Raw genomic sequence first — 25,137 nt, 5'->3', positions numbered from 1 at the left:
CCCAACGGCCCGGTACAATCCGGGCCGTTTTCACGTTCCGGTGTTGCCACCCGAACGTTCGAATCGGCCCTGAGCGGGCGTCGTATAATGGTAATACCCTAGCTTCCCAAGCTAGAGCCGTGGGTTCGATTCCCATCGCCCGCTCCACTTCTGTCTGCCGAACAGCTCCCGGACTTACCTGCACGCACGGCCAAAGGCCATCGCGATGTTTCTGCACGTCAAAAAACAAACCGCCCGACTGCGCGGGCGGTTTGGGCAACGCTGCAGCGCGGGCGCTTAGCGGCGCATGCGACGGCTGCTGATCGTGATGATCATGCCGAGGCCACCCAGCAGCAGTGCATAGGTCTCGGGCTCCGGCACCGCCGGGATTGCGCCGGCACTGGCAATCGCGTAACCGGCGCCGAATAGCGGCTTGATCGAAACACCAAGCAGGTAGTCGCCAGCGGCGAGGTTGAAGAAGTCATACGTTCCGAGGGCGTAGCTGCCGGAGAGTTTGTTCCAGTCGCCGTCGAGCAGCGTCCAGAAACCGGTCGCGCCGACACCGCTGACTTGGGCGAACACGGTGGAGGGACCCGTGATCGTGAAGGAGACGACATCGGCAAAGCTCTTGGTCTTGCTTGCGGTGGACACCGAACTGAGGCTTGAACCAAGGGTTCCGAGGTCCGCAGCCTGCGCACTCAGGGCGGTGGCCATGAGCACGAGTGCGGCAAGGAAGGTTCGCATGGTTTTCATGGCGATACTCCTGTTGAGGTTGGGGCCATAGCCTCAACGCATAAGCCGTGCCATCTCGCGGCAGACCGCAACGCCAGCAGGAAAGAAGCGCCAAGCATTTGATTTCGTTGGCGATTATCCAAATGCCAGTCCGACGAAACTGGGATCCGGACAGCTCGCGGCACCACCCGCCAAGAGTGGAATTGGTGCGCCGCACCAAAACCGGTGCATCGTTTTGTCGCTAGACGTAAGCGAAGCCAGCTGCAAGATGCCGCGGCTGATCCTGCTCAAAGCGGCCCGAATGCCGGCGTCCGATGCTGGTACCTTAGCGAAGCCAGCTCACGGAAAGGATTGTCATGAAAGTCAAAAAGCGCCCACAGTCGCGCGCCGAAGAGCTCGCCAATTCCATCAGCCACGGTATCGGCCTGCTCGCGGCACTTGTTGCTGCACCGATCCTGATCGTCGTAACCGCACGCAGCGGCAATGCCGCGAACATTGTCGGCGCGGCGGTATTTGCGGTGTGCATGGTGCTGACCTACCTGAATTCCTCGATCTATCACTGGATGCCGCAAGGGCACCTGAAGCAGGTGTTCCGCAAATTCGACCATGCGGCGATCTTCCTGCTTATCGCGGGCACCTATACACCCTTCACGCTTGGCGTGCTCAGCGGGGCGATGGGCTGGACGCTCTTCGGGCTGGTGTGGGGCATTGCGGCGCTGGGTCTGCTGCTGATGCAGTTCAACCGACTCGGCAACCAGTGGGTGTCGAACGGCCTGTATCTCGCCATGGGGTGGCTGATCGTCGTCGCGACGGTGCCGCTGGTGACGCACATGGCACCGGCTGGTCTATTGCTGCTTCTTGCCGGCGGGCTCGCCTACAGCGGTGGCGTGGTGTTCTATGCGCTCGATGCGCGCCTGCGCTTTGGCCACTTCGTGTGGCATCTGTTCGTACTGGCCGGATCGACCTGCCACTTCTTCGCGGTGCTTTGGTACGCCAACTGAGTAGCCGAATCAGAACTCGAATTCCAGCGTATCGAAGGGCCGCATCCGGCTGCGCGACTCATAGCCGAAGATCAGCGCCGGGTTCAGGTTGAGCTGGCGGAAACGCTCCACCGGCACCGTCGCGACCACCGCAAACTGCGATCGCGCGCTGTCGCGGATCACCGGCTCCATGTAGAACTGGCCTTTGCGATTGATCAGCGCATACACCAGCGGCTGATCGGCCCGCACGCCGCGGCGCATGACCAGCCCCAGCTCGCCGCTCGCGAGCCGCACACCAGAGCCGGGTGGATAGATGCCCAGCTCGCGGACCAGCGCATTGACCAGCGGATTGTCTGCCCCGCCGTGGCTGATGAAGGTTTCGCGCAAGGCCTGGTCCGCCGACAGGGCTGGACGGCTCGCCCGCGGGCTGACCTTTGCGCCGAAGATGTCGGCGAGGCGGATTACTTCCGCCAGTTGCGCCGCCGACCCATGGCGCACCCGCGTCGGCAGGGCATCCGGCGCTTCGTGATGCAACGCGACGGCGCGCAGCCAGTCGTTGTCGGTCACTCCGGCAGACTCCAGCAGGTACAGGCCGCGCACCGGATGCTGGTGGATGATCTCGCGCTGCGGTGCGCTGGGTGGCGCGGTTTGGGTGACCAGGCTGGTTTGCAGCTGCCGCATGCCGATGTTCATGCTCAACGCGGCACGCAGCAGCTGTTCGCGCTGGTGCGGTGGCCAACCCAGGCGGCGGGCGACCAGTTCGCACAGCGTGGCGGCATGGATCGCGTGGGCAACCGCATAGTTGGCGCCGTTCCAGCGCATCATCTGGAACAACGCGAGATCGGCGTCGCGCTCGCAAAGCTCGCTGATCAGCGGTGCGAGCTCGCTCAGGCGGTCTGAAAAGTCCGGCGTACGTTCAAAGGCATGCAGCAAGCTGGCGAGGCGGGCCTCGGTTCGCGCCCAGCTGCCCACCGGGTCACTGAGCACCTGCCGCCTTGCCGGCTCCGGGCGCACCGGCGGCCTTTCTGACGGCGCGGGCGGGCTGGCGTCGGCGACATAGGCGCCGCGCACGACCAACTGATCAAGCTGGTCCGGCATCTGGATGCGGTAACCACGGCGCAGCAGCAGCTTGCCGCCGGCGTCGAACACATCCCACGGCAGCGGCTCATTCAGGCGCAGCGAGCTACGCGAAAGGCGGATCGAACGCATCAGCTAACTCCCCCGACCCTGCTGACAGGGTCTGAACCGTTTATCGGCGCAGCGGGTATCCGGCTTGAGCCAGCCGCTCACGATGTGCGTCCCTCAGCCCGCACCTGCGCCGCGATCGCCGCCGGGCCGCATCGCGCGAAGAAAGGCTCGGCCCTTCTGCCGCAGACTCAAGTTCTCGTCCGACAGCTCTTCGAGGAAATCCGACAGGCGTTTCGACTTGGCGACGGCAATCAGGGTCAGTACGGTAGACAGGATCAGCACGAAGAAGAACACATTGACCCGGTCGATCAGCGGCGCTTCCGCTTCGGCGATCAGGTTCATGCCAAGGAAGCCGGTCGAGATCGTGCCGATCAGCCCGAAGATCGTCACCACAGTCAGCCGGACCACGGTGTTCGACTGGCGCCGCGCGCTGTCGCTATCAAGGTAGTCGTTCATCTCGGCGACCTGCTCCTTCACCTGCACGAACAGGGCATCGTTGCCCAGTTGTGTCGACGCACGGCGAAACAGCGATTGCACCTGGCCGCGCTCGGAAATCTCCGGGAACCAGTAGCGATGCGTGAAACCGAGGAACAAGGCGTAATTCGCACGGATGCGGCGCTTGAATCGGCGCACCGATTCGACGCGACGAATATCAAGCCCGCCAATCGCGGCGGCCAGGCGGTCCGAGAACACCAACAAGGCCGCACGATGGAAGTGCGCGATCAGGAATAGCAGAAAGTACTGGTGGCGGAACTGGGCCAGCAGCCCGCGCTCGGCATCGCGGTAGAACTCGCAATCCGCCTCGCCAACGACGATCAGCGACTGGCCCGAGCAGAGGAATCGGGTATTCGGCCCCGCCGCTGAGTTGGACCAATAGCGGTCGTCGCAGTGGCGCTGCTCGAATTCACAGACCGAGGGGTCATTCAGCGGCAGCGGATCGCCCGGGCGCAGATGGGCGACCAGGCCCAGCCGGATGAAATCCTCGCGCGACAGCGCGCGAGGCTTCTCCAGCGCGAGGTAGGCCATGAACGGCATGCGGTGGTATTCGATCTGGCGGTAGCGCAGCGGCCCATCCTCGCGCACATGGTCCGACACCAGCGGCTGCAGCAGCCACGCCCAGTGCACGCCGACACACGGAGCCCGGTTGCGGCACACGAAAGCGAGGTAGCGCGACCGGGCATCGCTGTCGGAACTGCTCAGCACCACATCGTCCGCCCCAAGCCACTCGGCGCGATGTACGTTGTGCAGCCCCTGCCCGGCGTCGTCCCAGCCCGATGGATAGGCGCGGCCGAAACGGTAAAGCAGTTCCTGCGCGGTGCTCAGCGGCAGCGATTCGGCGTGGAGCTCCACGTTCAGCAGGATCAGATCCAGCTCAAAGAAGAAGTACAGGTCGACATGCGCGACGGCCAGTCGAACCGGCGTATCGCCCGGCGCGACCGTGATCCGCAAAGCCTGAACATCGTCGCGGCGAAACACGCGCATCGGCCCGGCCGGCAACGGGCCGTCCGGCAGGTCGTCGGCACAGCGCGGATCCCCGTACAAAAAGCGCTGCACGTACGGCAGGAAGGAGACGAACTCCTTGTAGTGGCGTTCGTGGAAGTGCTGCGGATCTTCGGTGAACTCGTCCGCAACGCGGCGCCAGGGGTGCTGCCAGCGTGGATCATCCAGCGTGCGCCAGGGCTTGCGGCGCACTTCCTCGCCGTGCGCGCCCTCCAGCTGCAGCGGCCACAGCAAGACATGGCGGAAATGGCGGACGATCTGGTCCGCAGCGGATCCCGGTTCGCTCGATGACATCGGCCCCTCCGGCTTTCAGCGTCGGCCGCGGAATACCCGCCCCTGACGCGAGAACACAAGGATAGGTCAGCCGTGCGAGACTGTCTGCCCTCGCCCTACTCGCAAGAGGCTCGCCATGCCGCTGGACGAACGCCGCGTCGCCCTGTTCATCGACGCCGACAATGCCCCCGCGCTGTATATCGACGTGATTCTCGCCGAGCTGGCGCGCCACGGCACGGTCTGCATCCGCCGCGCCTACGGCAACTGGAAGAGCGATCGCCTCAACAGCTGGGAAGCGGTGCTGAACCTGCATGCGATCCAGCCAATGCACCAGATCGACTACACCAAGGGCAAGAACGCGACCGACCTCGCGCTCGCGATCGACGTGATGGACACGCTGTATTCGCGCGAGATCGACGTCTTCGCGATCGCCTCGTCGGACTGCGACTTCACCCCGCTGGCGACCCGCCTCCAGGCCGCAGGCAAGCGGGTGATCGGTTTCGGCGAGCGCAAGACACCTGTGGCCCTGGTGAACGCCTGCTCCACCTTCCTCTACCTGGAGCAGGAAACAAGCGGGGAGACGCCGGAGGAAGTCACCTCGATCGCACCGCGCGACGCCAAGGCGCTGAAGGGCGACGCGCGACTGATGAACCTGCTGCGCAACGCGGTCCACGCGGCGGAAGATGATCAAGGCTGGGCACCGCTCGCCAAGGCCGGCGCACTGATCGGCAACCAGGCTTCGTTCGATTCACGCAACTACGGCTTCAAGAAACTGGTGGATCTGTTCGATGCAATCGACCTGTTTGAAGTAACCCGCCGCGACGGGCACCCCTTCGTGCGCGACAAGAAACGCAAGATCAGCTGATTGTCGGGCCACAAAAGCAAAACGCCCCGCATTGCGGGGCGTTTTGCTTGATACGAGGCTGAATTGCGGTGTCGCTATCAGTCCGCTGCCAGATTCGCGGCAAACACGCTGTCGGCGTTGTCCGGGAATTCGTAGCGGGCAAACGCACGGCGGATGCGGGCCTTGTTATGGCGTGCGCCGTGGTCGATGAAGCGGATACCGATTGCCTTGCCGTTCTGCGCCATCGTCATGAACGCAAACCGCCAGCGGGCGGTTTCCGCCAAACGCTCTCGCAGTTCGCACTCATTGGCGATTTCCACACCCGCCGCCTTCAGCGAGTCGAGGAATTCAGCGTAGGACTCTTCGCAAAGCCTTCCCATATTTCTGCTCCGTTATTCTGCGGTGGTCGTCCACCATGACGCCTCTAACGGGGGGCATTACGGAAAGGTTGACAGCGCTTTTCAGCCGCTTTGAGCGCCGCCACTTGCGCGAAACCGGCTCTGCGGCCGAGACTTCGCCTTCCTGACAAAAAACTGACGCCCATGAGCGACACCTCTGCCAGCAACGAACGCCGCACACGCCAACGCTTTGCCGCCCAGCGCGACGGCAAGACGATCTTCTGGGTTGAACTCGATGGCCACCGCCTGCCGCTCAACGACCTATCGCTTGAGGGCTTCAGCTACGCCTCGGCGATTTCGCCCGAGCTTGGGCTTGAATTTCCGTTCGCACTGCGGCTCGAAGGCATTCCGGACCGCGTCCGCGGCCGCGCGCGCATCGTCAATTACGTCAATGCCGCTGCGGGCGGGCAGGTGGGCTGCCGTTTCCTGAGCTTCGATGGCGATGGCGCCTTCGATCTGCACGACTGGCTGACGGTGCATGTCATCACCAGTGCATCGGTGCGCATCTCGGAGCAGGAAGCCAAGGCGATCGTGGCCGGGCCCTCGCTGATCTGACGCCCGCCCGCTTAGAAGGTCACCCGCCGCGACGGGCGACGCGATCGTCGCGCCTTACTTTGTCGGCTTGCGGCGCAAATGCCGGCAGCTCGCGTCTGAGCAAGGTCAGCAGCAAACGGTCACCGTGCACCCGCAACACCGGCCACACGGGTCGCAAAACCGCCTCAGCCTCGTCGCGGCGCCCTTGTTGCGCCAGGGCCAGCGCATAGGCGCCGCTGCATTGCGCAAGCGATAGCCATGTCGCGGGGTTGGCCGCATGGGCCTGCAGGCTGCGTGTGGCGCCGGCCAGGGCGGTGACGGCCTCGCTGCGGCCATGGCGTAGCGCGATCATGCCGCGCGCCCAATCGTGGAAGGGGCGGCGCGACGCCGGAAGCTTGCGCGGATCGACGCCGGCAAGCAGCTCCAGCGCCGCCAGCAAATCACCGACCCGCGCTTCGGCCAGCGCCAGATCGACACGGAGCGCCAGATCCGCCGGCGCCGCCAGGTGCGCCGCGCGGCTTGCGGCGACGAAGCCGGCGTAGTCACTGGCCGCGTAGTTCACCATCGCAAGGCGTTGATCGACCAGCGTTGGCGACTTCGCATGCAGACGCTCGCGCCAAGGTTCGAGCGCCGTGCGCGCCTTTTCGAGTTCCCCCTGCGCCGCGCAAATGCACGCCGCACGGGCGGCAAGATCGAAGGCCGGCATCGGCTTGCGCACCTGGCTGGCCAGTTGGCCGGCGAGGGCGGCGGCATCAGTCCAGCGGCCGAATGCCATCGCCCGAAGCAGGCGGTCGTGGCAGATCGCGTAGCGATACTGCAACAGCGCCGGCAGCAGGGCGAAAGCCAGCACACCCAGTGCCAGCAACACGACGATTGCTTGCGCCAGAACGAGACCGGACGCGAGCAGGAACGCGACCAGCGCGACCCAGTAGCACTGACGGCGCAGAAGTTCGGCACAGAAAGTGCGAAGGCTGGGCTCTGGCTGCTGACGTAGCGGCAACAGCGCCTGGGGCGCCGCCGGCGGGTAGCCACCGCGTTCGTCACGCGGCGCGATGAGCTCCGCCACGTCGCGCAGGCGAATGTTGGCCAGCCCGCGTGCCGCCAACGAGGCAATCGCCTGCTCTGCGTTGCCGGCGTCGACCGAATCCATCACGGTGTGCCCCGCCGGATCATGGGCACTGAAGAAAATGCGTGCCATCGTGAGCCCCCTGCCTGCGGGGCCACACCAGCCGAGGCCTCGCGAATCACGATGCTGGCATACGCCTTTGGCATTTTCGACGCCGTTCGTCCGGCCCTTCCGACCGGCCTTCGGCGCGCGGCGGATGACACCTTGCGCGGGTGTCGGAGCGTGGCCTACGTAGTGCGGCGAGCGCTCAGTAGTGCGGTGGAATCTCTTCGCGCAGATCGCGCGGCTCGCCACTTCCGCCACCCCCGCCAGCGCCGGCACGCACCTGCTCGGTCAGCGCGCGGACGTGCTTCTGCAAGGCCTCGATCTGCTGCTGCTGGCGATAGACGGTGTGATTGAGCTCGTCGAGCAGGTCTTCGGCGAAGCTGAGTTTGACTTCGAGGCGGGTGATGCGCTCTTCCATGGGCAATCCTTGAGTGGCGGCGCCATTCTAGGGCAGGACCGGAGAAGTCGTTATGGCAGCGCGCCGGCACCGGAACCCGGATGTCGCGATCCGCACTGCCGGCGTGCCGCGCGAGCCGGCACGCCGCTGCACTCAGGCAATGCTGGTTCAGCCCGCCTTGACCTTGGTGGTGTAGGCGAGATCGCTCTGCAGATTGGTCTGGGCCACACCAATGCGCAGCAGCGCGTAGGTGACGCTGGCGAATGGATCCTCGTAGTCCGGCCGGCTCGCTTCCAGCACCGAAACGCCCTTCGGAATCAGGCGCCCGCGGCCGGTATCCACCGTCGGCTCCGCCTTCAACACCCGTTCGTAATCGGCGCCACGCACGAGCAGGCTGAAGCCCGGGCGCAGCGACAGCACCTTGGCGCTGGAGAGCCCGCCGCTCACTTCCTCACGCGCGCGCTTCGTCAGCACATAGCTGATCGGATCACCGGCGAACACCGCTTCGCTGGTTTGGTCGCCGAGCAGGCGGTCGAGACTCTGGTTGAGGAAGTTCAGGCAGGGCGTGGTCAGCGCCGGCAAGCCGAGCAGGCCGATCAGCTCCTTGCCGGTATCGCCGGTGATGAAGTTGAGTGCCTCCCGCCACAGCGGCGGTTCTTCGTGCCGCAGCACCTTGAACTGCAGCTTGAGCGCGCCGCCCGGCACTTCCATCACGCGGTTCTGGAACGCGCGGCGGAACGACAGACCCAGCTCGGTCGGCTCGGCCGCGACCGGTTCCTTGCCGCTGGCCTGCTTGTAGAGCTTGAGCCCGGCGTTGAGCACCCAGTTGAGGTTTTCCAGGCCGGGGTTGTTCTCGCCGCGATCCTGCGCGATCGAGAACTGGAAGGTCAGCCTGTCCTTCGGGCCGAAGCGCTTGTCGTTACGCGCGAAGTGGAAACCGACCACCGAGATGCCGAACAGCGCATCCGGATTGTCGTCGTTGCCGTCCAGCGCGGGGTCTGCCTCCTCCGGGCCGGCAACGCGATCGGTGTTGCCCTCGCTGATGAAGGGCAGCACGAAGAAGCTGGTTTCCCCCTGGCTCGTATCGGTCAGCTCCATGCGTCCCTCGCGCATGCGGAACTCGACCCCGTGCAGCGCATGGTGGCCGTTTGCGTCGCGGCCGAAGGCGCGCGGTGTCCAGATCTTGGGGTCTTCGACCAGGGCGCGATCGCTCACGCTCATCGGGTCGATGCGGATCAGGCCGGCACGTGTCGGCCCGGACGGGGCACTGAAGAAGGCGGGCATGGTGCAGCTCCTGCGGGGTGGTCTTTCAGACTAGACCCCCCGCGTGAAGCTGCAATGTCGGATTGCGCCGTTCAGCGGCGGCGCGGCAACGCGCGCAGGGCGCCACGCAGGCATGCCGACTGCAGGCGCCAGCCGAGCACCGCGGCAATGCAGAATGGCGCGAGCCCCAGCCGCACTGCACCGCTGGCGAGCGGCGAAAGATCCGGTACGCGCGGGCCGCGCATCACGCGCCGGCCAAGCGCGAGTGGTGTGGCCACGCTCCAGGCCACCAGGCGATAGGTGACATCAACGCCTGCGCGGCGCGGCAGCGTTTCTTCACTGGGGATCGGATGCATGGTTCGCTTGTCCGGCAGAGTCAATCGAGCAGCCTAACCGATCCACCGCCCGATTTCAGGCGGGTTCGGCATCGTCGTCGGGCTGCGCCGCCTCGGGCACCACATCGCGCGCCTTGGCCGCCGCCAGCATCGCGGCACGGGTGCTCGGGGTTTCGAGGCTGATGCGGCCCAGCGTGCCGCTGCGGTAGTCGGTCAGCAGGATCAGCGCGGCTTTTTCAAGGTCGAGATCGCCACCCTTCATGCGGCAGCCACGGCGCTTGGCGACTTCCTCGACCACGCCGGGCCCGTCGAACCCAGCCGGGTTGAACTTGTAGCGCGCGCCCAGCTGGGTCGGATAGCGCGCCAGCAGGCATTCTGCGAGGAAGGCGGCCACCGCTTCCTCGATCACCGCGTTGGTGCCCACCGCATGGCTCGCGGCAAGCATGTAGCCGTCGCTGTCATGCTCGATCTTCGGCCACAGCAGGCCGGGGGTGTCGGTCAGCGTCATGCCGGGGCCCAGATCCAGCGTCTGCTGGCCCTTGGTCACGGCGGGCTCGTCGCCGACGGCGGCCACCTTGCGTTTGAGCAGCGCGTTCATCAGCGTGGATTTGCCGACGTTGGGGATGCCCATGATCATCATGCGCAGCGGCTTGGTGTTGTCGTCGCGGTGCGGTGCGAGCTGGCGGCAGGCGGGCACGATGCGTGCCACGTCCGCTGGCTTCTTGAACGACAGGGCGAGCGCTCGCACACCGGGCTGTGCGTTGTAGTAGTCGAGCCACTCGCGTGTGGCTTCGGGGTCGGCGAGGTCCGCCTTGTTCAGGAGCTTCAGGCAGGGGCGCTGCCGAAACAACCGCAGCTCCTCAATCATCGGGTTGCGGCTGGCCTCCGGAATGCGGGCGTCCAGCACCTCGATCACGATGTCGACAATCTTCAGGCTTTCGGCGGCTTTCTTGCGCGCCGAGGCCATGTGTCCGGGAAACCACTGGATCGCCATCGGGGTCGTGTCCGTTCGGAAAGCGTTGCAAAAGGGGCGTCATTGTCCCACCCCTCGGGCGGAAAGGCACCCTGCCCCAGCAGCCGGGTGCCTCAGGGGGTGTCGACTGCACTCGGCAAGGTGACGGCGAAGCTGCTGCCGGTGCCGGGTTCGCTGCGAACCGAGATCTGCCCGCCGAGCGTCTTCTCGACGATGCTGCGCACGATATCCAGCCCGAGCCCGGTGCCGCCGCGCCCGGCCTTGGTGGTGAAGAAGGGTTCGAATATCTGCCCCAGCAGCGCCGGCGGCATGCCGACGCCGTCGTCACTGACGCACAGCTCGATCGCGCCGGAGGGCAGGCGGCTTGCCGAGATGCGGATCGTGCCGCCGCTGCGCGCCTCGAACGCGTGTGCCACCGCGTTGGATACCAGGTTCGCGATCACCTGACCCAAGGGGCCGGGGCTGGTATGCAGCCGCAAGCCGGCCGGCAGGTCGAGCATGAAACGGTGTTTGCCCTCGGCGAGCATCGGTGTCAGCGTGTAGCGGAACTCGTCGACCCACTGCGCGAGATCAATCTCGCGTCGTTGCGACGTCGCCTGATCGAGCGCCATGCGCTTGAAGGATTCGAGCAGCTCGCAGGCGCGCCCGAGGTTGCTTGCCAGCATCGTGGTGGCCGCTTCGCTGGTGTCGAGGAAAGCGTCGAGCTCGGAGCGCCGCAGCCCGCCGGTCTTGAGGTCTTCGCGCACGGCGCGGATGCGGCCGGTGAGCGACGTCGCGAGCGCAGTGACGTTACCGATCGGGTTGCCGATATCGTGCGCAAAGTTCGCCACCAGGCGGCCGAGCGACGCAAGCTTTTCCGCCTGCATCACCTGCTGTTCGAGCTCGCTGTTGATCTGCCGCAGCCGACCTTCGGTCTGACGCCGTTCGCTGGTGTCGAAGATCGACACCAGCACGCTGGTGCCGTCGTCCCCCGGAATCGGGCTGAGGCCGATCTCGCACGGGAAGGTACTGCCATCGCGCCGCAGTGCCTCGAGGGCGCGCCCCTGCGCCATGCGGCGCGGGCGTGCCGCGCCGAAGTACTCGGTCACGCGCTCACGATGCTGGACAACCTGGTCCTGCGGAATCAGCACATCGACCAGCTCACCGACCAGCGCCGCGGGTGCGTAGCCCAGGAGTGCCTGCACCATGCCGTTGGCAAAACGGATGCGGCGCTGCTGATCGACGATCAACAGCGCCGAGGGCATCAGTTCCACCACCTGGCGGAAACGCACCTCGGCGGTCTTGCGGCGCAGCAAGCTGCGCACACGCGCCAACAGCAGGCCGGGTGACACAGGCTTGGTGAGGAAGTCATCGGCGCCCAGTTCCAGGCCTTCAAGCTGGCTGGCCTCGCTGGTGTCCGCGGTAATCACGATGACCGCGACATCGCGCGTTTCGGCACCGTCGCGCAGTTGCCGCAACACATCGAAACCGGAGAGCTCCGGCATCATCACATCGAGCAGAATCAGTTGCGGGCGATCCGCCAGGCGAGCAAGTTCCAGCGCCATGCGGCCGCTGGTCGCGGTCTTGATCCGGTAGTGGTGTTTCAACGTGGCCGCCAGCACATGCAGGTTGGCCGGCTGGTCGTCGACCAGTAGCACAAGCGGCTTGTCGTGTTCGCCTTGGGTCATGCGGACACCTCCAGATCCAGGGTCGCGATCAGCTGCGCCACGCTGGCGAGCGCCCCGTCGTGATCGAAGTGATCGATCTGCCGCAGCAGTCGCCGCAGGGGCTCACCCGGCCCATCGTACGCCGTCAGCTGGCGCAGTGTCTCGATCAGTGCGTCGGGGATCAGTTCGCGACGCTCAAGATAGGGCGGCAACGCCCGCAAGGTATCGCGCAAACCGGGCAACTCGCGCGCGCGCGGCCCGGCGTCCGCATCCGAGAAATGCGCACGGATCACCGCGACCGCGGTAAGCAACGCCGCGGCGAAGTCTGCCCCAGGGCGCTGCGTGCCGTCGCTACGCAGCGCCTGTTCGGCGGCCGCGGCGGCGCCGGCCAACGCCACCGCGCCCAGGTTGCTCGCCGCACCCTTGATCGCATGCAGGCGGCCCAGCGCATCGCCGATGCGGCCGTCGGCCAGCAGCGCGTCAATTGCATCGGCCGCGCCGGCGCAATCATCCGCCAGCTCGCAGAGCAGTCGTTTCAGGCTGGCCACATCACCGTCGAGTCGCCGCAACGCGGCAGACAGATCGAAACCGGGCAGTGGCGGCAGCACCGGCTCCACATCAACCACCACCACATCGGCGGCAACGCCGGCCTGTGGCAGCCAGCGCAGCAGCACCTGATCGAGCAGCGCCGGGTCGATCGGTTTCGGCACGAAGTCGACCATGCCGGCCTCCTGGCTCAGCCGACGATCTTCGGGCAGCACGGCCGCCGTCATCGCAACAACGGGAATGCCCGCGCAACCGGGCAGCGCATGAATGCGCTGCGTGGCTTCGAGCCCGCCCATCACCGGCATGTGCAGATCCATCAGCACAAGGTCGAAGGGCGCCTCCATGACACATTGCACCGCTTCGCCGCCGTGCTGCGCGGTATGCACCACGATGCCCCGACGCGCCAGGAAGCCCGCCGCCACCTGCTGGTTCTGCGCGTTGTCTTCCACCAGCAGCACACGCGCGCCGTCGAAGCGCAGTGTCGGTGTCGGCACCGCCATCACGTCGCCAGCGGGATGGGGAGCCGGCGGCCAGTGCGCGGGAAGCTCGTCGGCCGCGAGCGCCGGCAAGGTAAAGCTGAAACAGGCGCCCTCGCCAGGCTGGCTCTCGACGCTGATCTCGCCGCCCATCGCGTTGACGAGGCGCTTGCAGATCGCCAGCCCGAGGCCGCTGCCGCCATGCCGCCGCGTAACGCTGCCGTCGGCCTGCGTGAAGGGCTGGAACAGGCGTTCGATCTGCGTTTCGGACAAGCCAATGCCACTGTCGCGAATGCTGCAACGAAGCATTGGCGTGCCATCGCTGCGCGCCTCGGCGGGCTCTGCCTGCAAGACGACCTGCCCCTGTTCGGTGAACTTCAGAGCGTTGCCCAGCAGGTTGTTCAGCACCTGCGCAATGCGCAGCGGATCGCCGAGGATCGGCTCTGACAGGGCTGGCGAAATATCGATCCGCAGACCAAGCCCGCGCTCCTCGGCGCGCGCCGCGAACAGGTTGGCCGCATCCTGTGCCAACTCGCCGAAGCGCAGCGGAATCTGCTCGACCTGGAGCTGGCCGGCCTCGACCTTCGAGTAGTCGAGAATATCGTTGAGTACGCCCAGCAAGGTGCGGCCCGAAGCGATCGCGGTGTTGAGGTAGTCGCGCTGCTCGGCGGAGAGCTCGCCGTCGAGCACCAATTGCGTCAGTCCGAGCACGGCGTTCATCGGCGTTCGGATTTCGTGGCTCATGTTGGCCAGGAATTCCGACTTCGCGCGGTTGGCCGCCTCGGCCGCCTGGCGGGCCGAAGCCATTTCGGCGGCGAGCTGGCGCTCCTGCGTCACGTCTTCGAAAAGCCAGACCGTGCCGCGCGACAGATCGCGCGGATCGATCGCCCGGCCTGCCAGGGCACAGATGAAGCGGCTGCCATCCTTGCGCTTGAGCTCCTGATCGCGCCGGTGGATGCCGCCCGTCTCAAGCTCGGCATAGATGGTGCCGCCGGCAACATAGGCGGCCTCGTCGAGGTACCAATCGCGCGTGGTGCGCCCGATCAGCTCGTCGCGACCGTAGCCGAGCATTTCTTCAAGGCGCCGGTTGCACTTCTCGACGACACGGTTACGCAACAGCGAAATGCCGAGCGAAGCGGATTCGAAGATCGCCGTTTGCTCGTCGGCCACGTTGCGCAGCGCCGCCTCCTGTCGCCGCGCCTCGGTCACGTCGCGGTTGACGCCGACAGCGCGCAGCGGCGTGCCATCGCTCGCGCGCACGATCACCGCCAGTGCGCGCAGGTGCCGCACCTCGCCCTCCGGCGTGACGATGCGGAACTCGGTGTCGAAGCTGCCCGCACCGCGCAGTGCGGCATCGAGCTCGGCCGCGGCACGAGCGCGGTCTTCCGGGTGCATGCGCGAGACCCACGCCTCGTAAGCACCCGAGAATTCGTCGCGCTTGGCGTGGTAGAGGTCAAACATCCGGTCGTCCCACAGCAACACGTCGGCGACCACGTCCCAATCCCAGATGCCCGCGCCCGCCGCCTGCGTGGCCAGCGCCAGACGCTGTTCGCTCTCGTGCTCGGCCTCTTCGACCAGTTTGCGCTCGGTGACGTCGGTCACCACGCCGTTCCACAAACTGCCGCCGTCGCCGCTGGGCGTACCGTCCGACTCGATGCGGAACCAGCGCGTCTGGTCGCGCACGACGAAGCGGCACTCCATCCGGAAAGGCGCCATCGCCGCGACCGCCTCACCCTGCCGCCGCATCAGCTCAGGCAGATCCTTCGGATGTGCGCGTGAGAAGGGCAGCAGGGGGTCGCGCGCAATCGCCGCCTCGTCAACGTCAAGCAGCTCGCAGAAGCGCGGGCTGACATAGTCGAAGCCATGACTGCCGTTGGCGCCGACGCGGAAGGTGTAGATGCCGGCCGAGATGCGACGTACCAGGTCGTCGAAACGCGCATTGCTGCGCGCCAGTTCCTGCGTGCGTGCGGTGACGCGCTGCTCCAGCAGGGCCTGCTCTTCGGCAAGCCGCTCTGCCATGCGATTGAAACTCGCGCCGAGCTCGCGGAACTCGCTGCTGCCCGCAAGCGGCGCGCGTTCATGCAGATCGCCGGCTGCGATGCGCTGCGTGGCGCCGAGCAGCTGGCGGATCGGCTTGACGATGCCGCGCGCAAACATGCTGGCGACGACGAAGGCAGCGAACACGAGCAACGCCAGCGCTGCGAGGCTTTGCATGCGCAACGCGGTGGCCGGCGCAAAGGCCTCCTCGGCGTCGATTTTGACGACCATGTACCAGCGCAAGGCCGGCAGATAACGCCATGCCGCCGCCACTTGCACACTGCCGTAATCGCGCCCGATGCCGCTGCCACGCTCGCCGCGGATGGCGGCCTGCATCGGCTCGCCAAGCTTGTCGAGCGGCCGCCGCAGGCGGAACGCGGCATCCGGCACCCGCCGCAACGGCACCACATAGAGCGCCTTGTCACCCTCGACCTGGGTAACGATCGTCTCACCGGTATTGCCAAGTCCGGTCGGATCGGTGACCACCGCGTTGAGGTGTTCCAGCGACAACTGCAGCGCGACGGTGCCGATCGGTTTGCCGTCGCGGATCACCGGCGACACCATGAAGACGGACGGCCGCCCGCCGGATGGCGCGTAGGCGGCCACCGGCGTGACCTGCGTCGTCAGCAAGGCCAGCGCCTGGCGGTGTGCCTGCGCGAGAATCGTGTCGCGGTAGGGGCCGGTTTCGAGGTTGCTGTCGAAGTCCGCCTCATGCAGCACCGAGAACACCACCGTGCCATCGGCGGCGATCAGCAGCAGATCGTAGCCGCCGCTGGTGTCTTGCACGCTGAGAAAGTAGTCGCGGTAGCGGGCCGCTTCGATCTGGTACTGCGTGGCTTCGGTGCTGGCCAGCAGCGAGGGCAGCACGCTCAGCGCATGCTGGGCCGTTGGCGAATTGGCCAGCGCACGGCTGTCGCTGACGCGCTCTTCGAGGTAGCTGTTGATCTGGTCCGACTTCTTGTCCGCGATCGCCGACAGGTGCGTCAGCATCGTCGCGGTGAGCGTGCGTTCGAACGCGGTATCGGCCCACCAGGCAAGCCCGCCGACCGGCAGCGCCGACAGCAGCAGGAAGCCCAGCAGCAGGCGCGGCAGGATGCGGCCCGGGCTCACGGCGTGCCGCCTTCAAGCATGTGCTGCCAGGCTTCCCGGCTGCGATAGGCAGGCCAGGGCGCCGGCCGCAACGGGTAGTCCGACGCGAAAACCTGTTCGAACTGGCCGTCCGGCAATGCGCGGCCGACTCGCATGCGCTTCCACAGGTGGCGCGTGGCGGCATCCACCGCTTCGATCGATGAGGGGCCGCCGACCGATTGGTGCAGGAGCGCGGCGTTGACACGGACCGGGTCGTCGCTGCCGGCGTCGCGTACCGCCTGCGCCCATAACTTCACCCCGACGTAGGCGGCTTCGACCGGGTCGCTGGTCGGCCGATCCGCGCCGAAGCGGGCACGCCAGGCCGCGACGAAACGCCGGTTCTGTGGCGTATCGACAGACTGGAAGTAGCTCCAAACCGCATAGTGTCGTGTCAGGCGCCCGCCACCCCAGGCCCGCATTTCAGGTTCGGCAACGCTGAAGGACATGACGGGTTGATCGACAAGCCCGGCCGCGACCAGGGCGGCGAAGAAGGCCGCGTTGCTGTCACCGTTGAGCGTGTTGAGCACCGCGACCGGCCGTGCGGCGCGCAATTCGGCGATGACCGCCTCGAAATCGTGGCTGCCCAGCGGAAGGTAGTGCTCGCCGGTGACCTCGCCGCCGCGCGCCTCCACCAGATCGCGGATGATCAGGTTGGCGGTGCGCGGGAAGCGGTAGTCAGAGCCAACGAGGAACACGCGTTTGCCGTATCGCTCCAGCATCCAGTGGGTGCCGGGCACGATCTGCTGATTCGGCGCCAGGCCGGTGTAGAGGATGTTGGGCGACTGCTCCATGCCCTCGTACTGCACCGGGTACACCATCAGATGACGATGGCGCTCGACCACCGGGCGTACCGCGGCGCGGCAGGCCGAGGTCCAGCACGCGAACAGTGCGCTGACATGTTTCTCGGAGATCAGGCGCTCGGCCTCGCGCGCGGCCTGGTCTGCATCGGAACGGCTGTCCGCCAGTTCCACTTCGACCGGCCGCCCCAGCACGCCGCCATCGGCGTTGAGTTCGGCCACCGCCATCTGCACCGCATCGACCAGCGGCCGCTCGCTCGCCGACATCGTGCCGCTCAGCGAATGCACGACACCGATACGGATCGGGGCGGGCGCTGGCCGGTGCCGGATGAACAGCACGGTGCCCACAATGCATATCGGCAGGAGGACGAGTAAGGCGTATCGCCTGGGCATGGAAGGCACGTTCCGGCTGGTCGCTTCCTTCAATTACGGCCGTGGCGGGCGCGCCTTGAACCGACCGCAGTGGCAACGATCTGCACCCGACCGCGTTTTCGCTCACGCTGTGCAGCACGGCGCTGTGGGAGACTGCCCGCCGTGCGGCGTATCGGCCGCGTCGCCCGGAAACGGAGTGGATGCTGTGAGTCTTCTGTTGCTGTTGATCGGCCTCGTGGTGGGCCTCACGACCGCGCTCGCCAATGACCTGAGCGGCTGGCTGGGTGCGATGCTGGGCGCCTTGCTCGGCTTTCTGCTTGGGCGGGTGGTATGGCTGACGCAGCAGTATCAGGACGTCGCTGAACGGTTGGAAGCCAGCGAGAACGCGCTCGCCGCACTACGCGAACATTTCGACCGCGTCACGCTGGCGATCCATCAGCGTTTCGTTGCACTGGAATCGGGCTCCGGGGCCACCGCTGCGGCGAGCCCAGAGGCAGAGCGCGCGACCGAAGCGCCTGACGTCGTGGCGGTGCCATCGCCGAGCGTCGAACCCACGCCGGCCAGCGAACCCGAGCTCACGCTCGACCTGTCGCCAACGCCGGCGCCAATCACGCCAGCGTCACTTGAGCCGATCGCGACAGCGCAGACCAGCGCAACGGCGGTAAGCAAGGACGAGGCACCACTTGAGGCTGCAGTGGCTCAAGTGCGCACGGACGACGCCCCGACCGACCCGATTTCGCCCGATTCCGCGCCGGTCAGCGTGCCGGCCGAGGCGATCGACGAACCGCCCCCGGAACCAGCCGGCCCCAACCTGATCGAACGCGCCTTCGACGCCGCGCGCGCCTGGCTCTTCGGCGGCAACACGCTGGTGCGCATGGGCATCGTGCTGCTGTTCCTCGGGCTGGCCTTCCTGCTGCGCTACGCGGCCGAACGCACCACGCTGCCGATCGAGTTCCGCTACGCTGGCGTTGCGGCCACCGCGCTCGGCCTGCTGGTGGTCGGCTGGCGGCTGCGCGAACGCAACGGGCCCTACGGCTTGCTGTTGCAGGGTGCGGCGGTGGCGGTGATGTACCTCACCACTTTCGCGGCGATGCGGCTGCATCCGCTGATCCCCCTGCAGTTTGGCTTCGTGCTGATGGTGGCGGTCGCGGCGCTCGCTGGCCTGCTCGCGGTAAAGCAGAACGCGCCCTCGCTGGCAATCGCCGGCACGCTGGGCGGCTTTGCGGCACCGATCCTCGCTTCCACCGGCGGCGGCAGCCATGTGGCGCTGTTCTCCTACTTCCTGCTGCTCAACGCCGGCGTGCTGGGCATTGCCTGGTTCAAGGCCTGGCGGGTACTCAATCTGGTGGGTTTTGCCGGCACCTTCCTGATCGGCACCGCATGGGGGCTGCGCAGCTACCAGCCGGAGCTCTTCGCCAGCACCGAACCCTTCCTCGTCGCCTTCTTCCTGATGTACGTGACGATCGCACTGCTGTTCGCAAGCCGCCGCATGGCCGAGTGGACATCGCCGATCCGCGATGCTGACCACGGCGAACTGCTGCGTGGCGCCCTCGCGCATGCCAACGCGATCGACGGCACCCTGCTGTTCGGCGTGCCGCTGGTGGGCTTTGGCCTGCAGGTGGCGATCATCCGCCACATCGAATACGGCATGGCGTTCAGCGCCTTCGCGCTGGGCGCCTTCTACCTGATCCTGGCACGCGCGCTGCTCGGCCGCGATCGAGTCCGCAACCTGTTGCTGGTGGAAGTCTTCCTCGCGCTCGGCGTGATCTTCGCGTCGCTGGCGATCCCGCTCGCGCTCGACGACCAATGGACCGCCGCCGCGTGGGCGGTGGAGGGTGCCGGCATCTACTGGCTCGGCCATCGCCAGCAGCGCACGCTTGCGCGCGCCTTCGCGCTGCTGCTGCAGGCCGGTGCCACGCTGTTCTTCCTGCGCACACTGGGCAGCGGCACTGCCGACCCCGGCCCGCTGCTGGCCGGTTCCTGGCTCGGCACGCTGATGCTGGCCGGCGCGCTGCTGTCGAACTGGCGCGTCGCCCGCATCGCAGCTGCGAACGACAACCCGCCCGCCGACGCCGCCCTCCAACCGCTCTTCGCGGTGCTGGGCCTCGTCTTCGCCTACCTGCTGGCGCCGATGCTCGCCGGCAGCACCACCACCGCGGTGGCCTGGGCGATCGCCGGCGTCGCCACGGTGTGGGCGGCACTGCGCTTTGCGGACCGCGCCGCGCTGCTCACCGGCATGCTGGTGCAGGTGGCTGCCGGCATCGTGTTCTTCGCCAACAACCACGGCGCGGCGGCGGATGGCGGGCAAGTCTTCGCGGCTGGCCTGTCGGGCCTGGTGGTATGCGGGCTGATCGGCCTCACGGTGCTCGCCAGCACGATCCTCGCGACCCGCCATGCCGATGCGCTGCCGGGGCTGTCGGTCGGGGTCGGGCTCTTCCTCGTCTTCGGCCTCGCGCTGATCAACTTGGCGGTGCTCTTCGTGCTGCCCTGGCGGGTGGCGAGCGGCGTGTGGGCGCTCAGCGGCGTGCTGATCCTGTGGCTCGCGATTTCGCTGCGGCAGGCGGTGGCGATGTGGTTCGGCATTGCACTGCAGGTGGCGGCCGCGGCGGCCTTCCTGATGCAGGTGTGGCCGCACGTCGCGCTGCATGCCGACCCGGATCTCTCACCGCTGCGCCATGCCGGCTTCCTGGTGCCGCTGGTGATCGCGCTCGCGGCATGGGTCGCCGCATGGCGCCTGCAGCAGCGCGGCGACGAGCAGTTTGCCGACATCGCACCGAAGCTCTCGCTGCTCGGCCTGCTGTGGGGCGCGCTGTGGTGGGGCTATGCCTGGCTCGCCGAGATCGAACGCTTCGTCGTACCGGCGCAGCAGCACGCCGCAACGCTGGGCCTGATCGCTGCCACCGCGATGCTGTGGACGCTGGCGGCACGCCGCTGGGCCTGGGCCACGCTGGCTAACCTGTGCCTGGCGCTGACGCCGCTCGGTTGTTTCGCACTCGCGGCCGACTATCACGCCGGCTATGCGCCCTTCGCCCGACTCGCGGGCGCGGGCTGGCTTGCGATGCTGGTCGCGCACCTGCTCGCACTGCGCCTGCTCGGGGAGGGCGATGAAGCGCCGTGGCCGGCGATCGGCATCAAACTCGCTCACGCGCTCGGTGCATGGCTGCTGTTGACGGTGCTGGCACTCGAAGCGCGCGTACTGTTCGCCGAACTGGGCGACGAACGGTCTGCATGGCGCTGGCTCGGCTGGGCGCTGGTGCCCGCCGCCTACCTGATCTTCACTGCGCGCGAGCAGTGGCCGCAGCGCTGGCCCTTCGGCGCGCACGCATCCACCTACCGCACCCTGGTCGCCACGCCGGTGGCGCTGTTGATGATGCTGTGGGTGATGGCGGCAAACCTGCACTCGACAGGCGCTGCAGCACCGCTGCCGTACATCCCCATTGCCAACCCGCTGGAGATCGCCTGCGGCATCGTGCTGCTCGCGGTGTGGCGCTGGCTCACGCGTGTCGATCTGGCGTACGACGCGCAGCAATTGCTGCGCCCGAGCTTCGGCGCGGTCGCCTTCCTCGTCTACACCTGCGGCGTGGCCCGCGTCGTGCATCACTGGGCCGGCGTACCCTTCGAATCGCACGCGCTGTTCGCATCCATGACGCTGCAGGCAAGCCTCTCGATTGCGTGGAGCATCGCCGCGCTGGCGCTGATGGTGAGCGGCCACCGCTCGAAGGATCGGCTGCGCTGGCTGATCGGCGCGGTGCTGATCGGCGTGGTCGTCGCCAAACTGTTCCTGATCGAACTCTCGAACACTGGCGGGCTCGCGCGCATCGTGTCCTTCATCGCGGTGGGCGTGCTCTTGCTGGTGGTCGGCTACTTCGCGCCGCTGCCGCCCAGGACCAACGAATCGAACGAAGAGGCCACATCATGAGCCGCGTCGCCACCCTCCTAGTCGCGCTGCTGTGCTGCAGCGTTGGCCACGCCGCCGAAGAACAAGCGGCGGACTTCGCCGCCCGCGCCAGCATTCGCGTTGCGCAGGCCGCACCGTACGCGCGGCTCACGCTGCCGATCGACGCCTACCTCGCGGCCCGCTCACCGGATCTGCGCGATCTGCGCATCTTCAATGCAAACGGCGAGGCGGTGCCCTTCGCGCTGATCGCTACACCGCCGCAGACGCGCGCCAGCGAACAGCAACGCGCACTGCGCTGGTTCCCGCTGCACGGCGAAGCCAACACCACTGGCGGCGACCTGCAGGTGGACGTGCGGCGCGACACCGCCGGCACCGTGGTGTCGGTACGCGAGCAGGCGGGCAAAGCGGCCGGCAAGCCGCTGCGCGGCTACCTGATCGATACCGGCAGCAAGGATGCGACGCCGGCGGCGCTCGACATCACGCTCGGCGAGGGCGTCAGCGGCTTCCACCGCGTCAGCGTCGAGGGCAGCGACGATCTCGCGCAGTGGCAAAGCCTGCAGCCCGACGCCGTGCTCGCAGTGCTCGATTTCAACGGCGAACAGATCCGCCGCGAGCGCATCGAACTTGGTCAAACCAACGCGCGCTACCTGCGCGTGCTGTGGCGCGAGCCCGCCGAAGCGGCGCCGATCACCGCAGCGAAGTTCATCACACGCGAAGCGCACACCGAGCCCCCCGCGATGGTCTGGACACCCGCAAGCGCCGCGCTGCGCGACGCCAAGGGCGACTATGTGCTGAAGCTGCCGACGCCGATCCGTGCCGAGCAACTGCGTGTCACGCTGCCGCCGGGCAATCTGTTGGCCCCTGTCGAAGTCGCTACGCGCAACGACGAACGCGCGCCCTGGCAGCGCCTCACCAGCGGCGTCGTCTACCGCCTCAGCGGCGAAGGGCCGGATCGCACCTCGCCCGACATCGCGCTCGGCAACATCGCGATTCAGCATCTGCGCCTGCACGCCGACCCGCGCAGCGGTGGCCTCGGCAACACCGCGCCCGCGCTCCAGGTCGGCCTCACGCCGCAGCAGCTCGTCTTCCTCACCCGCGGCCCGGCGCCCTACACCCTCGCCCTCGGCAACCCCAAAGCCGCACCCGCCGCGCTGGCGATCGGTACCCTGGTGCCCGGCTACGGCCAGCCCGACGCACCCAGGATCGCGGACGCCGAAGCAGCCTTCGGCCCCCAGGCCAGCGCCGCCGACAGCAGCAGCCCCGCCACGCCGGAATCACCCGCCGCCACGCGCAAGTGGGTGCTGTGGGCGGTGCTCGTCGTGGGTGTCGCGGTGATGGGCGGCATGGCGTGGTCGCTGGTGAAGCAAACGAAGTAGCTGCTGATGATCGCCGCTCGGCGTCGCGCGCAGCAGAGGCCGGCCCGCGTTGGGCGCTGCACAACAAGCTGATCGCCCGCCAACGGCCAAGCTGATTCGGCTTTCCTTTCCCCACGTGTCGCGGCATCCTGTTCCATCACCGCGTGACGTTCGGATCGGGGGCCACAGATGGGCGACGTATCCGCAGAGCAGGAAGACCAGCCGCTGACGTTGAGTTTCGACGAAGCGCAGCGGGCGGTGTTGGTGGATTTCACACCGCAGCCGGGGGCGGCTGCGGTCACCGAAGAAGGCTTGCGTGCAACACTCGCGGAGCACGGCTGGGGTGCGTTCCGGATGTCCGCAGAGGCGCTCGCAGCCCTGCTGGCGGCCTGCAGCGCCGGTACTGCCGTGGCGTCGCTTCGAATTGCCGAGGCCGTGGATGCGACGTTCAGCGTCGCTTTGAGCGAGGATCAAATGCTGGCGCATTTGAGCCTGGTACCCGCAGAAGGCGGCGCAGCAGTATCTCGGGATGCCGTGCTCGCTGCGCTGACCGAACTCGGCGTTCAATCCGGCGTTGACCAGACTGCCCTGACCGAAGCGCTCGCGGCCGGCGTTGCCGATCACATGGTGATCGCACGCGGCCTGGCGCCGGAACACGGCGCCGACGGCAGGCTTGAACCCTGCCAGACACAGCCCCGCACCCGCAGCCCGAAGGTCAGCGAAAGTGGGCAGGTGGACTACCGCGATCTGGGCGATCTGCTGGTGGTGCATCCGGGTGACGCGTTGATGCGCCGGATACCACCCACGGCCGGCACGCCCGGCCGTACGCTCACCGGCGCCATCGTACCGGCGCAACCTGGCAAGGCCGTTGTGTTCGGCGCAGATCTGCCGGGCACGAAACGAAGCGCAGAGGACCCGGATCTTCTCGTGGCTGCGATCACGGGTCAGCCGGTCTTGCGGCACGACGGCATGATCGTGGAGCCGGTGCTGGTGATCGAGTCGGTGAGCATGACGAGCGGCAACATCCGCTTCGAAGGCAGCGTGAAGATCAAGGGCGATGTCGAGTCGGGCATGACGGTCAGCGCCACCGGCGATATCGAGGTCGGCGGCGTGGCTGAACTCGCGACGCTGGACGCCGGCGGCAGCGTGGTGGTGCGCGGTGGCATCATCGGCGCACTGGGTCGCAAGGACGGCAAGAGCAGCGGCGCGCCGATCACCCGCGCGGCGGTGAGCGTGGAAGCGGGCTACGCGCAGAACGCGCATATCGAGGCCGGTGACTGCATCGTGATCGAGGACGCCGCGATCCAGTGTGAGCTGGTCGCTGCAAACCATATCGTCGTCGGCAGGAAGAAGCGCGGCTGCCTCATCGGCGGCCGTCATCAGGCGACGATGAGTCTCACGGCAAAAGAAGTCGGCAGCCCGCAGCGCCTGACGACGCAGATCGAACTGGGCATCAATCCGGCGATGCACAAGCAGATGCTGGAGCTGGCAAAGAGCCGCGACGCCAAGGAAACGCAGTTGCTCGAAGTCAGCAAACTGCTCGCGCTGGCGCGTCAGCATCCGGGCAGGCTGCCGGATGCCACCGTGACGAAAGCGCGCCAAACGGCCGCAGCCATCGCGGCTGCAATCGCCGAGCTGCGCGAGCAGTACGAAGAGATCAACCGCAAGGTTGCGCTGTCGCTCGGCGCACGCGTGATCGCAACACAGAAAATCTACGAATCGGTGGAAGTGCATCTCGCCGGGCACCGGTTCCGCGTGCCACGCGAATATGGCGCCTGCGCCGTGGGGCTCGACCGCGAAGGCCAGCTCGGCCTGCTGGCGCCGGATGAGCCCGCGTTGGATTGAACGGCCGAATCCATCGCCGCGATGAACCGGACGGCATCGTCGGCCGGGGCGTATCATCGATCGCATGGCCACCTCATCGAAACGCAAACCGGCAGCGCCGCCCGCAAGTACCGCGGCCGTATCGGAGAAGCCGTTTCTGCGCTTCTACCATTCGGAAGCATTGCGCCAGAAGACGCTCGAACTGCTGGCCTTGATCGAAGGCGCGGACGATCCCGGCGAACATGGTGTCGCGCTCGCCGACCTGGTCGTCGAACTGATGAACAGCGGCATGGACTACTTCTTCATGCAACCGCTGAAGGAGTCGAAGGCCGGCTTCATCGTCCAGCAATCCGCGAACCTCGGGCTGACCGGCGCCCAGCAGGTGATCGGCTCGGTGATCCGCAAGATCATCCAACGCATGGACGCAGCCCAGCTTGTGTCGGTCAGTGGTTCAATCAGGCGGCTGATGGTTTGAACTGTGCAACGCGCCG

The 25,137-nt window shown here is 67.0% G+C and carries 19 protein-coding genes and 1 tRNA gene; 8 read left to right on the top strand and 12 right to left on the bottom strand.

Translation table 11 applies throughout. The annotated features are described in order from the left end of the window. Positions 1 to 73 precede the first annotated feature (73 nt). Positions 74 to 147: transfer RNA gene (locus JY500_RS00615), tRNA-Gly, on the top strand. Positions 148 to 276: 129 nt separating this feature from the next. On the opposite strand, the gene JY500_RS00610 is transcribed toward JY500_RS00615, so the two are convergent. Continuing rightward, a complete protein-coding gene (locus JY500_RS00610; protein WP_206254712.1) occupies positions 277 to 732 on the bottom strand; it encodes a PEP-CTERM sorting domain-containing protein in 456 nt (151 codons plus the stop codon). Between the two features lie 335 nt (positions 733 to 1,067). Here JY500_RS00610 and trhA point away from each other — a divergent pair, with 335 nt between their 5' ends. Further along, positions 1,068 to 1,712 carry a PAQR family membrane homeostasis protein TrhA gene (gene trhA, locus JY500_RS00605; protein WP_172201882.1) on the top strand — a complete coding sequence of 215 codons (645 nt, stop codon included), beginning with the start codon at positions 1,068 to 1,070 and terminating at the stop codon, positions 1,710 to 1,712. Between the two features lie 9 nt (positions 1,713 to 1,721). On the opposite strand, the gene JY500_RS00600 is transcribed toward trhA, so the two are convergent. Together JY500_RS00600 and JY500_RS00595 are read right to left on the bottom strand one after the other, a co-directional pair. Continuing rightward, the gene (locus JY500_RS00600) at positions 1,722 to 2,900 is read right to left on the bottom strand and encodes an HD-GYP domain-containing protein (RefSeq protein ID WP_206254711.1); all 1,179 of its coding nucleotides are present in this window, start codon (positions 2,898 to 2,900) and stop codon (positions 1,722 to 1,724) included. Between the two features lie 93 nt (positions 2,901 to 2,993). Beyond that, complete coding sequence (locus JY500_RS00595; RefSeq protein WP_172201886.1) at positions 2,994 to 4,673, bottom strand: magnesium transporter CorA family protein; 1,680 nt, start codon at positions 4,671 to 4,673, stop codon at positions 2,994 to 2,996. Positions 4,674 to 4,788: 115 nt separating this feature from the next. Between JY500_RS00595 and JY500_RS00590 the strand changes: the two genes are divergently transcribed. Next, complete coding sequence (locus JY500_RS00590) at positions 4,789 to 5,517, top strand: NYN domain-containing protein (RefSeq protein WP_172201888.1); 729 nt, start codon at positions 4,789 to 4,791, stop codon at positions 5,515 to 5,517. A 77-nt stretch (positions 5,518 to 5,594) separates the two neighbouring features. Here JY500_RS00590 and JY500_RS00585 read toward each other — a convergent pair whose 3' ends face one another. Further along, the gene (locus JY500_RS00585) at positions 5,595 to 5,876 is read right to left on the bottom strand and encodes a hypothetical protein (protein WP_172201902.1); all 282 of its coding nucleotides are present in this window, start codon (positions 5,874 to 5,876) and stop codon (positions 5,595 to 5,597) included. Positions 5,877 to 6,038: 162 nt separating this feature from the next. Here JY500_RS00585 and JY500_RS00580 point away from each other — a divergent pair, with 162 nt between their 5' ends. Beyond that, complete coding sequence (locus tag JY500_RS00580) at positions 6,039 to 6,449, top strand: PilZ domain-containing protein (RefSeq protein WP_206254710.1); 411 nt, start codon at positions 6,039 to 6,041, stop codon at positions 6,447 to 6,449. A 19-nt stretch (positions 6,450 to 6,468) separates the two neighbouring features. Here JY500_RS00580 and JY500_RS00575 read toward each other — a convergent pair whose 3' ends face one another. The 8 genes from JY500_RS00575 to JY500_RS00540 form a co-directional block, all read right to left on the bottom strand. Continuing rightward, entirely contained in the window at positions 6,469 to 7,626 is a 1,158-nt protein-coding gene (locus tag JY500_RS00575; RefSeq protein ID WP_206254709.1) for a hypothetical protein, read from the bottom strand. Between the two features lie 175 nt (positions 7,627 to 7,801). Then, complete coding sequence (locus tag JY500_RS00570; RefSeq protein WP_172201908.1) at positions 7,802 to 8,017, bottom strand: SlyX family protein; 216 nt, start codon at positions 8,015 to 8,017, stop codon at positions 7,802 to 7,804. Positions 8,018 to 8,164: 147 nt separating this feature from the next. Beyond that, on the bottom strand, positions 8,165 to 9,280 hold the full coding sequence (locus JY500_RS00565) for a hypothetical protein (RefSeq protein ID WP_206254708.1): 1,116 nt from the start codon (positions 9,278 to 9,280) through the stop codon (positions 8,165 to 8,167). Positions 9,281 to 9,351: 71 nt separating this feature from the next. Then, positions 9,352 to 9,615 carry a hypothetical protein gene (locus tag JY500_RS00560; protein ID WP_206254707.1) on the bottom strand — a complete coding sequence of 88 codons (264 nt, stop codon included), beginning with the start codon at positions 9,613 to 9,615 and terminating at the stop codon, positions 9,352 to 9,354. Positions 9,616 to 9,670: 55 nt separating this feature from the next. Then, positions 9,671 to 10,588, bottom strand: coding sequence for a ribosome biogenesis GTPase YlqF (gene ylqF, locus JY500_RS00555; protein WP_172201914.1), 918 nt, complete (start codon positions 10,586 to 10,588; stop codon positions 9,671 to 9,673). A gap of 92 nt (positions 10,589 to 10,680) precedes the next feature. Further along, on the bottom strand, positions 10,681 to 12,234 hold the full coding sequence (locus JY500_RS00550) for an ATP-binding response regulator (protein WP_206254706.1): 1,554 nt from the start codon (positions 12,232 to 12,234) through the stop codon (positions 10,681 to 10,683). Further along, positions 12,231 to 16,382 carry an ATP-binding protein gene (locus JY500_RS00545; protein WP_206254705.1) on the bottom strand — a complete coding sequence of 1,384 codons (4,152 nt, stop codon included), beginning with the start codon at positions 16,380 to 16,382 and terminating at the stop codon, positions 12,231 to 12,233. The genes JY500_RS00550 and JY500_RS00545 overlap by 4 nt, the downstream gene beginning before the upstream one ends. After that, entirely contained in the window at positions 16,379 to 17,545 is a 1,167-nt protein-coding gene (locus tag JY500_RS00540; protein WP_206254704.1) for an urea ABC transporter substrate-binding protein, read from the bottom strand. The genes JY500_RS00545 and JY500_RS00540 overlap by 4 nt, the downstream gene beginning before the upstream one ends. A gap of 229 nt (positions 17,546 to 17,774) precedes the next feature. Between JY500_RS00540 and JY500_RS00535 the strand changes: the two genes are divergently transcribed. The 4 genes from JY500_RS00535 (at position 17,775) to JY500_RS00520 (ending at position 25,121) form a co-directional block, all read left to right on the top strand. Continuing rightward, on the top strand, positions 17,775 to 21,488 hold the full coding sequence (locus JY500_RS00535; protein WP_206254703.1) for a DUF2339 domain-containing protein: 3,714 nt from the start codon (positions 17,775 to 17,777) through the stop codon (positions 21,486 to 21,488). Then, complete coding sequence (locus tag JY500_RS00530) at positions 21,485 to 22,843, top strand: DUF3999 domain-containing protein (RefSeq protein ID WP_206254702.1); 1,359 nt, start codon at positions 21,485 to 21,487, stop codon at positions 22,841 to 22,843. The genes JY500_RS00535 and JY500_RS00530 overlap by 4 nt, the downstream gene beginning before the upstream one ends. 168 nt (positions 22,844 to 23,011) lie before the next feature. Further along, positions 23,012 to 24,667, top strand: a complete 1,656-nt coding sequence (locus tag JY500_RS00525; RefSeq protein WP_206254701.1) for a flagellar assembly protein A — start codon at positions 23,012 to 23,014, stop codon at positions 24,665 to 24,667. Between the two features lie 64 nt (positions 24,668 to 24,731). Continuing rightward, positions 24,732 to 25,121: a hypothetical protein gene (locus JY500_RS00520; protein ID WP_206254700.1), complete on the top strand. Its 390-nt coding sequence runs from the start codon at positions 24,732 to 24,734 to the stop codon at positions 25,119 to 25,121. The last annotated feature ends 16 nt before the right edge of the window (positions 25,122 to 25,137 follow it).

It is taken from the genome of Niveibacterium microcysteis (genome assembly GCF_017161445.1).
GTDB classification, from domain to species: Bacteria; Pseudomonadota; Gammaproteobacteria; order Burkholderiales; family Rhodocyclaceae; genus Niveibacterium; species Niveibacterium microcysteis.
The sequence above is the reverse complement of the archived record's forward strand: the minus strand, read 5'-3'. Positions and strand labels throughout refer to the sequence as shown.

Coding starts and splice junctions, on each gene's coding strand:
- JY500_RS00525 (WP_206254701.1), top strand. CDS start 23,012: ATGGGCGACGTATCCGCAGAGCAGGAAGACCAGCCGCTGACGTTGAGT.
- JY500_RS00565 (WP_206254708.1), bottom strand. CDS start 9,280: ATGCCCGCCTTCTTCAGTGCCCCGTCCGGGCCGACACGTGCCGGCCTG.
- JY500_RS00550 (WP_206254706.1), bottom strand. CDS start 12,234: ATGACCCAAGGCGAACACGACAAGCCGCTTGTGCTACTGGTCGACGAC.
- JY500_RS00600 (WP_206254711.1), bottom strand. CDS start 2,900: ATGCGTTCGATCCGCCTTTCGCGTAGCTCGCTGCGCCTGAATGAGCCG.
- JY500_RS00530 (WP_206254702.1), top strand. CDS start 21,485: ATGAGCCGCGTCGCCACCCTCCTAGTCGCGCTGCTGTGCTGCAGCGTT.
- trhA (WP_172201882.1), top strand. CDS start 1,068: ATGAAAGTCAAAAAGCGCCCACAGTCGCGCGCCGAAGAGCTCGCCAAT.
- JY500_RS00590 (WP_172201888.1), top strand. CDS start 4,789: ATGCCGCTGGACGAACGCCGCGTCGCCCTGTTCATCGACGCCGACAAT.
- JY500_RS00595 (WP_172201886.1), bottom strand. CDS start 4,673: ATGTCATCGAGCGAACCGGGATCCGCTGCGGACCAGATCGTCCGCCAT.
- JY500_RS00580 (WP_206254710.1), top strand. CDS start 6,039: ATGAGCGACACCTCTGCCAGCAACGAACGCCGCACACGCCAACGCTTT.
- JY500_RS00560 (WP_206254707.1), bottom strand. CDS start 9,615: ATGCATCCGATCCCCAGTGAAGAAACGCTGCCGCGCCGCGCAGGCGTT.
- JY500_RS00520 (WP_206254700.1), top strand. CDS start 24,732: ATGGCCACCTCATCGAAACGCAAACCGGCAGCGCCGCCCGCAAGTACC.
- ylqF (WP_172201914.1), bottom strand. CDS start 10,588: ATGGCGATCCAGTGGTTTCCCGGACACATGGCCTCGGCGCGCAAGAAA.
- JY500_RS00610 (WP_206254712.1), bottom strand. CDS start 732: ATGAAAACCATGCGAACCTTCCTTGCCGCACTCGTGCTCATGGCCACC.
- JY500_RS00575 (WP_206254709.1), bottom strand. CDS start 7,626: ATGGCACGCATTTTCTTCAGTGCCCATGATCCGGCGGGGCACACCGTG.
- JY500_RS00585 (WP_172201902.1), bottom strand. CDS start 5,876: ATGGGAAGGCTTTGCGAAGAGTCCTACGCTGAATTCCTCGACTCGCTG.
- JY500_RS00570 (WP_172201908.1), bottom strand. CDS start 8,017: ATGGAAGAGCGCATCACCCGCCTCGAAGTCAAACTCAGCTTCGCCGAA.